This window comes from Cupriavidus numazuensis, assembly GCF_905397435.1.
Lineage (GTDB): Bacteria > Pseudomonadota > Gammaproteobacteria > Burkholderiales > Burkholderiaceae > Cupriavidus > Cupriavidus numazuensis.
Map to the genome: position 1 here is coordinate 1 of NZ_CAJPVI010000119.1, position 7,739 is coordinate 7,739.

The following is a 7,739-nucleotide window of genomic DNA, read 5'->3' on the forward strand; positions in this document are numbered from 1 at the left end:
TGACTCGATTTCCACGTTGCGATTACTCATCGCCCGCGCGATCACCAGCAAGCTTCCGCGCTGTCCGTGTTGCTGGGATGTCAGGCTATATTTGTGACACAGTAAGACTAGCTAGCGCCCGCCCGCCGGCCAGCCTTGGCTTCATATCTCAGTTTGCTCTGCCATCTCTCGAGGGCATCGTCTACCTCGATGCCGAGATAGCGAACGGTGCTGTCGAGTCTATGGCCTGCGGGCCATAGACTCGACAGCCCTGCAAGATCATTTTGTTAGGGCTTCTAAGCGGCAAGGCGGTGGTCTTCTTCTCCGGTGATGGAGGAATGCTACCCTCCAACGTACGACCGAAACTGGTCGTTGAGCACGGCCGTCCGGATCTGAAGCACTGAAGCAGCTTGTGTGCGTGCTGCGTAGCCTCTTTGAGCTGGGCTAGCACGGACAGAATGCCTCCGGCGGATAGCAAGGACACGGCCACCTTGGCGGGTGGATCGCGCCGTTACTCACCTCCGAAGGGGGGGCATGGAAGTCCGTTCCTTGGACGTTCTGCTGTGCGCACCCGATCTCCGCTGACACGCGCTTGGACAGATGTGTGCTTTCCGCCATAGGACAGCGAGAGACGTGGCACCGGAGGCGCTGGTGGATACAGTGGCATCGGAAAATTGGGTGGCGCGCGCACTTGTTCCAACCATGGGCAACAAGGCTGCGTATCGCTCGCGTCCGCGCTGGGGCGTTCGGGCGCGAGGCGGAATAGCTCAGTCGCAATGCCAGCGACAGGGACTCTCACGCCTGGAGCCATACGAAGTCATGGGTAGGACGGAATAATTCCCTATGCCGAAGATTAAGCGCGTATGCTAAGGCTGCCAACCGGCAAGCAATGCAACAGGAGTTCCCATGGCAAAAAGCCAACTACGTGGTAACCGTGAAGCGAAAAAGCCAAAGCAACCGAAGAAGCCTTCCGTACCGGCAACCCCATTTAGCACGGTTCAGTCGCGCGTTCGGAACGACGATCTCGCCAAGAGGAAGTCATAAGCTGGACAAATGCCCAGCAAGCCGTGATATCCCCGCAGGGCGATGCATTTTCATTCAACGAAGGCCGACCGATAAGGGAGGCGCCCCATGATCCATCCTGACACAGGCCCGACATTCCGAGGCCTGCCACTTACGGCCGAGCAAGACTCGGAAATTCGCCACTATCAGAACAAAAAAACGAGGCTTGGGAAGCCATGGGATACCGCAGAACTGAGCGGGATGCTAGAAGACATGCTCTTGCCGCCGAAGACCGAGGATAGCCCTCAGGAAGATGTTCTTCTGGGGCCGTCTGCTGCCGCCGAACGTGCGGCATCGTTCGTCGACGAGACCATGGAACCGATTGCAGCATACGAAGATTGGAACGCCGCCATGGAAATCGAGGGAATGAAAGGCGAAGCGCGCTAATGCCGGTTACCAGGTCGAGATGGCGCTTGTCGTTGCCAGCGGCAGGCCAATCCCGGCAGCCGGGTCGGCCATTGGCTCGATCTCGATAAAGGGTCGCTTCGACTCGACTTTGCCAAATATGGCGGCAAACGGAATGTCGGCGGCATCCCGGCCGGTGCCGATGCGCAGGAGACCACTCGGAATGGATACCCCGGAGGGATCGAGGAGGTACCAGCCGCCTGACAGGAACACCTCGACCACTGCGTGAAAGTCCGGCGCGCCCAAGTCGGGATCCGCACCATAGTCCACGCTGCTGGACATACGGGCGGGAATACTCAGGGCGCGGCAAATCGCGATCATCAGGTGGGAAAAATCCCGGCATACGCCGGTGCGCTCGACAAGCGTATCGATCGCCGAGGTGCGCTCATTGGTGGATCGCGAAAGAAAGCGCACATGGTTGCGCACCCACTCTCGAATCGCATACACGCGCAAATAGCCGGGGCGCATACCGCCAAACTCGCGCATGGCGAACTCCATCATGCGGTCGGATTCGCAGTACCGGCTCGGCGCCAGGTACGAAAGTACATCGAAGGGGAGTTTCGCGACGGGTAATTCCGTCAGCGACATGACATCGTCGAGGCGATGATCGATGTCGACCACAGCTTCATAGCGGATGGCCAGCGGGCCCTTGTCCGCACGTATCCTGAGCAGGCGGTTGCAGAGTGAATCCGTGTAGCGAGCGGCGTCAACCGCTGGCATGAGCGCCAGACGCTCGGAGACCACGGACTGTCTTGCAGTCTTCGCTGCTTCGATAATCAACAGAAAGTCTCCTGTGGGATCCAGGATCTCATAGGACAGGTTCACCGAGTACCGAAGGCGGTTCATTTCTGACCTTGTGTCAACGTTGAGGTGGAGACGGTGTCGGCCGCGGGAACGGCTCTGGCCATCCGATTCAGTGTAGCGCCAGAAGCGGTCGAGCGGTTCGCGCTAGCGGGCGCCGCAGGTGCGTGGCGCAGCGCCTGCCTGATCAATTTGTAAGCGGGTTAGGGCGGCGTGCATCGCTCCCCTATACTGCTAGATGCAGCGTTCCGGAAGCTAAGTGCTTCTGGTTCGCCTCTCACTCGTTTCCGGGCCCTCCCCCTCGATGACGTCTTAGGACTGGTGACTCCTGAAGTCACTCATGGGGATTCCTGGAACATTTATGCAAGATGCCACGCGGCGACCGCCGTTCGCCCAATCCCCTAGTAGCCAGGCCAGCCAGTCTTTCGCGAGGGTCGATTCAATCGATGTCTGGCGAGAGCGACTCTACTTCGCAAGACCGATCGCAAAGTTGGCTTTCGCCTTCGTTGCTGCCCTTCCGCGTTTCAGGTTGGCGCAGCCGCGCTCTCATCGTGATGAAGACGCCGTAACGATCCTGAGCAATGCGATATGGATGGGGATGATCACCCGTTGGCAATGGAAGATCAGCGCCCACAACGGTGACAGTTGTTCAACACTGCCGTCACCTGCCACCCTGGCAGGCAATGAAGGAAAATATCGTGCTGAATGAATCTGCAGAAACCACTTACCGTGCCATACATGTCACGCGCCTTCTGCGCGACCGCCAGGTGGGCAGGCCGCCGGAGGGAGCCCCCCAGCAATTTGGAGTCATGCGATTGGCGGCGTCCCGGTGGCGTCAGGCAATCACGTTGCTGATTGACTGGGATCGTGCTGTCAAAGAAGGCTGGCCAGACCTGCGGTCACCGTCTTGCACCCGAACCAGGGCCATCAGGACCCTTGGGCGCAGTCATCAAGCAAGTGTCCGCCGGCTCGCCAGAAATCGAAACTGAGATTGTGTGAGGTACCTTCATGCGTACGCTGTTGTATTTCTACCTGAAAGACACCGCCACGGCACGACTTGCACAAGTGCGATTCGGCGATTTGGCCGGTACCTCTGCACGCGTCAAAGGGCCGTGGTTTGTCCAGCGCGACAATCAGCCGGTCGAGGGATTTCCGCCAACTGACATCGGCCAGACTACGTACCGCGAAGAGGCGGCCATCGCCGGAATCTTCGTCGGCGCGTTTGTGGGCGCGCTTGTTATCCTACGATATGGAGTCTCCGTCGGCGCTGGTGCCATAGCCGTTGCGTATGTTGGCGCTGTCATGCTTGGCGCGATGATCGGCTGGTGGGCAGGCGGATTGGTCGGCGGCAAGATCGGCCGCCTTGGCCTGTGGCGGCAAAATGCGCAAGCGGCACCAGGCCAGTTGCTGATGATAGCCAGTTGCGATTCGAAATCGAAGGAGGCCCTGAAGCAGATCATCAATGAACTGGGAGGCGTCGGTGTCGACGAGCATAGTGACCTGATGCCGAATTTCAGATGGCTATGATTGATTCACTCCAGGAAGACTGACGATGGCTATGGATCGCGTGACGGAATATCGTGGGTTCGATATCCATGTCGATCTCTATATGTCATCCAAGGGCATGTTCGACGTCTGGTTCCAGGTCGAGGGGCCCATGAGTTCGCCGGGCGTCGCAGCGATTGGCAAGCGAATCAAAGTTTTTGGCGGGCCGTATTCCAGACGTTGGGCTTACCTCGTGGCGGAGCTGGCAGGGCGGGACGCCGTGGACGTTATTCTTGGGCCGGATGAATGTACCGAAGCCGGGAGGGAGATCAGATATGAAAAGGCGCGTCACGATCGGAGAATACGAGGTGTTGATCGAAGCTGTGCAACAGCTCGATCCCGCACAGTTGGCCGCAGCGATTGGCTACGTAGTACGCTACTCGATCGCTCGTACGGATTGTCGGCCCGTAAGGGGCGATCTTCCTAGCGTACATTCCTACGATCTCATTGACGGCACCGACAACTTTCACAGCGTCGATGCAGCGCTTGACTACGGAGAGGCAAAGGCTCGCGATGACATCGCTACCTTGTCGCCGAAAGTAAATCGGACACATCCCGGCATATCAGCGTATGCTCGGTCATGAAAGGAGACCGATATGTCGCAGAACAACGCAATCTACAAAGGCTTCAGGGTATCTGCGAGGGTGCGTCACGCACCCGGAGCAGTCCCCGGTGGCGACCCGTTTCAGCCGTGCTTCCTCGCTACCGTAACGATTACACCAGTCAGTACAGGAATGGGTTCCCGCAGACGGCTGCCGCCCCTGATTCAGCATTTCGCCAACGCGCCGCACGCTGCCATCGCGCTGGCCTTGTCGTCGGCCAGGGATGCGATTGATGGCATGTCCACCTTCGTCAGGGGGAGGTAGTCCCGGCGGCCATGCCATAGACTCTCATCGAAAGAGAAAGGGGAGACGTCATGTCGAGACAGCTCAAGAACAAGGCCGAACTGCGCGCCATGCTTCGTGCGGAACAGGCAAAATTTTCTGAATGCGAGGGCGCTTGCTTTGGTGACGTGTTCTGGCATGCCGCCGATGCTGGGGGCTGCAACTGGAGTCTGTCAACCATGGAAGGTGGCAACAGCGCCGCGTGCCTGGAGGCGATCCGCCCGTTCGCCAGCCGGCTACGCGAGATGTACAACGTGCCGGACGAAGGAAAATAGTGCATTACAGCCGTCACGCGAGTGACCTGTGCGTGGTTGCTATATTGCGTCAATAAGTAAATATAGTAAGCGTAGTTCAGAAGCAGGGGCTCAGCGCTTTCGATCACAGGCCGACGATCGACTCACCAGCGACTTGGCCGTCGATAATATGTTCGCCGTGTCGTACAGCGGCACGCTTCGCTAACCCCAAGTCAGTCCATTGCATTTCGGGGACGTGGAACACGCGTGCGTTATTTCCACTAGGTGGCTCACCTTCCCTACAGATGATCACTGACGCGCTGTAGGAGCGGTCTGGCCGGCGCTCGTGCCATTTTCGAGGTGCGTCGAATTTATAGACCAATGGGTAGATATCAAAGCCCTTGCAGTTTGCTGCGGGATAGCTGTCCATCATGTCGCTCCAAGTATGGTTCGTTTCAGTACGCGTTGTTTTTTGTGATGGCGTTCATGTATTCTAAAAAATTGATACTATTTGATCTGAATACGTTTCATCAGTGCGCGGATATTTTCATTTTCCGTAAAGAACTCATGGTGCATCTACCTTACGATGCAAGGCGGCGCCTCAATCCAGGCCATGAATAATATCGACAGCGAATTTTCCATAATGGACTGCTGCCTGCTCCGCTGCCTGGCGCGTGTAGTAGTCGTCCTCTTCGTCGAATGACTTACAGAACATTCGATCGTCCCAGTCCGCTGTGTAGCGGATGGCCATCATATAGCCCCATTTCGGCCCTGGAGCGCCCGTCCGACTAGACTCGCTGGAAGCCTCGAATGCTGTGACATGTATGTACATGCCCCGATACTCTTGACACAGCCAACTCATTCGCGCCCGCATGGTGGACACTCGTAAATTAGCGTTCGTCTTAGTTTGCTATGACTATTTTTGCAACAGAACATACCATCACCAGTAATGATGTTGAGTAGGAGAGCGCACTAAGCCAATGGAGCATTCTGCTCGGTATTTCGCTTCGTCGTTGGCGCCACTCAAATAGTTGCGAGAGGAAAAATAAGATCAAGCTGGAAGAGTAAACTGCCAACACACACTTCTCCTCCGTAAATGAAGAGCTTTTCTCTACGGTCAGCGGTTCAGCTATCCCAGATATTGGATGGCTGAATAAAAAAGAAGCAGGCTCTCACAGGCGCTGGTTGGCCGGTGGTTCGGACGCTTCGCGTTGCGATGGCGCGAGTTCAGCGCGTTCAGACTATTCGGGATCAATGATGTGCGCGTCTCCGCCGTTGTCTTGCAGCAATCCACGCCTCAACAAGTGGGGCGCAGCGAGAAGATCAAGGAGACGGCATTGAAGACGCTCACTCCGTAGAAGCGGGCGTTTCAATGCGGGTGGCATGGCTGCTTGAAGATCCTGCTTTTAGTCAGTTATACGGAGCTTTCTTACCATAGTCAATGAAACTCCATTGCGTCGAATCTGCAAGCGGTCTACCGGTCTACCCAAGGCGGCGTGATGTTGTTCTGCGCACTCGAATCGACATGAATCTGTCTTGTAAGAGGGCTGCTCCGGAGCGCCATGTTCTGAAGTGCGGTTGCCATGACCAGCAGCTCAGGTGCAGAGCTCATGCGGAACGACGGTTCCCACTAGAGTGGTATATCGCTACAACGGTAACGCCCGGTTCGCTTGCGAAGGCGTGGCTGGCTCACGGCGTTACTCGGCCAGAACAGCCGTTCCGCGCTTCACTCGGTAACCCGGCGCGCGTCAGGCTTTCGCGTTTACGTGCTGGCGATGTCGTGAGCTTTGTCCAATGTCAGGCACCGCGTCTGCATCTGAAGCGCGCGAAGCTGATGACTACAGCGCTGCGATCCTTTCTACGTTACGCGTGCTTTCGGGGCGACATGACGCTCGATCTGGCCGCTGCCGTTCCCGTGGTGGCCAACTGGTCGATGCAGCCCATCCCTCGCGGGATCCCGCCAGAGCAGATTCAGCAACTGCTGGTCAGTATCGATCGACGGACTGCCGTTGGTCGTCGTGATTACGCCATCATCCCGCTGCTCGCGCGCCTGGGACTGCGTTCTGGGGAAGCGGCATTTCTCGAGCTCGACGATATTGACTGGAACACAGGGGTTTTAAGCGTGCGCGGCAAGAGTGGTCAGCGTAACGGGCTGCCTTTGCCCGCCGATGTTGGCAAGGCGATTGCAGCATACCTTCGATACGGGCGACCGCAGAGCACCAGTCGCCGTGTGTTTTTGCGCGCTAAGGCGCCTATCACCGGCTTTCGTAGTGCGTGTGGCGTGGGCTCCATCGTTCGGCATTCGCTCCAGCGCGCCGGTATCAACGCCCCCACCACTGGGGCGCACCAGTTTCGCCATGCACTGGCCAGCCAGATGCTCCGACACGGCGCGTCACTTGGTGAGATTGGTGAGTTGTTGGGACACCATCATCCGCAGACCACGAAGATCTACACGAAGGTCGACATCAAGGCATTGCGTACGCTGGCCGTACCGTGACCGGGAGGTGTGCGATGAACACGCTGCGCCAGGCCGTTCAGGAGTATCTGGATCTCAGGCGGAGCTTGGGCTTCAAGCTTAAAGAGGCCGGCAAGGCATTGCCTGATTTCGTCGCGTTTATGGAGAGGCACCGCGCGTCCTTCGTCACCCATGCATTGGCTCTCATGTGGGCTCAGCAACCTTCCAACGTCCAACCCGCGCACTGGGCACGACGACTCAGTATCGTATGCAGTCAATAAACGACGTCACTCACAACTGCGTCAGGCATAGCCCAAGGTAGCAGCGCGGCATAGTCATCGGCCGTGGTGGCCAGGGGCAACTTCGTGAACAGCC

9 protein-coding genes and 1 pseudogene are annotated in these 7,739 nt (G+C 57.5%); 6 read left to right on the plus strand and 4 right to left on the minus strand.

What is annotated here, in order from left to right; all coding sequences use genetic code 11:
- Positions 1-141: 141 nt before the first annotated feature.
- A pseudogene (locus tag KHO41_RS42060) lies at positions 142-227 on the minus strand (integrase); the annotation flags it as partial.
- Positions 228-1,110: 883 nt separating this feature from the next.
- On the opposite strand from KHO41_RS42060, the gene KHO41_RS40370 reads away from it, so the two are divergent.
- A complete protein-coding gene (locus KHO41_RS40370) occupies positions 1,111-1,428 on the plus strand; it encodes a hypothetical protein (protein WP_211958788.1) in 318 nt (105 codons plus the stop codon).
- Between the two features lie 6 nt (positions 1,429-1,434).
- On the opposite strand, the gene KHO41_RS40375 is transcribed toward KHO41_RS40370, so the two are convergent.
- Complete coding sequence (locus KHO41_RS40375; RefSeq protein WP_211958789.1) at positions 1,435-2,292, minus strand: transglutaminase-like domain-containing protein; 858 nt, start codon at positions 2,290-2,292, stop codon at positions 1,435-1,437.
- Between the two features lie 316 nt (positions 2,293-2,608).
- Here KHO41_RS40375 and KHO41_RS40380 point away from each other — a divergent pair, with 316 nt between their 5' ends.
- From KHO41_RS40380 to KHO41_RS40390, 3 genes are all read left to right on the plus strand, one after another.
- Positions 2,609-2,956, plus strand: a complete 348-nt coding sequence (locus KHO41_RS40380; RefSeq protein WP_211958790.1) for a hypothetical protein — start codon at positions 2,609-2,611, stop codon at positions 2,954-2,956.
- 299 nt (positions 2,957-3,255) lie between these two features.
- On the plus strand, positions 3,256-3,774 hold the full coding sequence (locus KHO41_RS40385) for a hypothetical protein (protein ID WP_211958791.1): 519 nt from the start codon (positions 3,256-3,258) through the stop codon (positions 3,772-3,774).
- 934 nt (positions 3,775-4,708) lie between these two features.
- Positions 4,709-4,951 (plus strand): hypothetical protein, encoded by a 243-nt coding sequence (locus KHO41_RS40390; RefSeq protein WP_211958792.1) that lies wholly within the window; start codon positions 4,709-4,711, stop codon positions 4,949-4,951.
- 103 nt (positions 4,952-5,054) lie between these two features.
- Here KHO41_RS40390 and KHO41_RS40395 read toward each other — a convergent pair whose 3' ends face one another.
- On the minus strand, positions 5,055-5,339 hold the full coding sequence (locus KHO41_RS40395) for a hypothetical protein (RefSeq protein ID WP_211958796.1): 285 nt from the start codon (positions 5,337-5,339) through the stop codon (positions 5,055-5,057).
- A 171-nt stretch (positions 5,340-5,510) separates the two neighbouring features.
- Positions 5,511-5,663 carry a hypothetical protein gene (locus KHO41_RS41570; protein WP_244874272.1) on the minus strand — a complete coding sequence of 51 codons (153 nt, stop codon included), beginning with the start codon at positions 5,661-5,663 and terminating at the stop codon, positions 5,511-5,513.
- A 1,131-nt stretch (positions 5,664-6,794) separates the two neighbouring features.
- Here KHO41_RS41570 and KHO41_RS40405 point away from each other — a divergent pair.
- On the plus strand, positions 6,795-7,406 hold the full coding sequence (locus KHO41_RS40405; RefSeq protein ID WP_211958794.1) for a site-specific integrase: 612 nt from the start codon (positions 6,795-6,797) through the stop codon (positions 7,404-7,406).
- A gap of 14 nt (positions 7,407-7,420) precedes the next feature.
- Positions 7,421-7,645, plus strand: coding sequence for a hypothetical protein (locus KHO41_RS40410; protein WP_211958795.1), 225 nt, complete (start codon positions 7,421-7,423; stop codon positions 7,643-7,645).
- The last annotated feature ends 94 nt before the right edge of the window (positions 7,646-7,739 follow it).

What these genes read in the sequence shown, in the direction of transcription:
- KHO41_RS40380 (WP_211958790.1), top strand. Translation starts at nt 2,609, where the DNA reads ATGCAAGATGCCACGCGGCGACCGCCGTTCGCCCAATCCCCTAGTAGC.
- KHO41_RS40410 (WP_211958795.1), top strand. Translation starts at nt 7,421, where the DNA reads ATGAACACGCTGCGCCAGGCCGTTCAGGAGTATCTGGATCTCAGGCGG.
- KHO41_RS40390 (WP_211958792.1), top strand. Translation starts at nt 4,709, where the DNA reads ATGTCGAGACAGCTCAAGAACAAGGCCGAACTGCGCGCCATGCTTCGT.
- KHO41_RS40405 (WP_211958794.1), top strand. Translation starts at nt 6,795, where the DNA reads ATGACGCTCGATCTGGCCGCTGCCGTTCCCGTGGTGGCCAACTGGTCG.
- KHO41_RS40375 (WP_211958789.1), bottom strand. Translation starts at nt 2,292, where the DNA reads ATGAACCGCCTTCGGTACTCGGTGAACCTGTCCTATGAGATCCTGGAT.
- KHO41_RS40370 (WP_211958788.1), top strand. Translation starts at nt 1,111, where the DNA reads ATGATCCATCCTGACACAGGCCCGACATTCCGAGGCCTGCCACTTACG.
- KHO41_RS40385 (WP_211958791.1), top strand. Translation starts at nt 3,256, where the DNA reads ATGCGTACGCTGTTGTATTTCTACCTGAAAGACACCGCCACGGCACGA.
- KHO41_RS40395 (WP_211958796.1), bottom strand. Translation starts at nt 5,339, where the DNA reads ATGGACAGCTATCCCGCAGCAAACTGCAAGGGCTTTGATATCTACCCA.
- KHO41_RS41570 (WP_244874272.1), bottom strand. Translation starts at nt 5,663, where the DNA reads ATGATGGCCATCCGCTACACAGCGGACTGGGACGATCGAATGTTCTGT.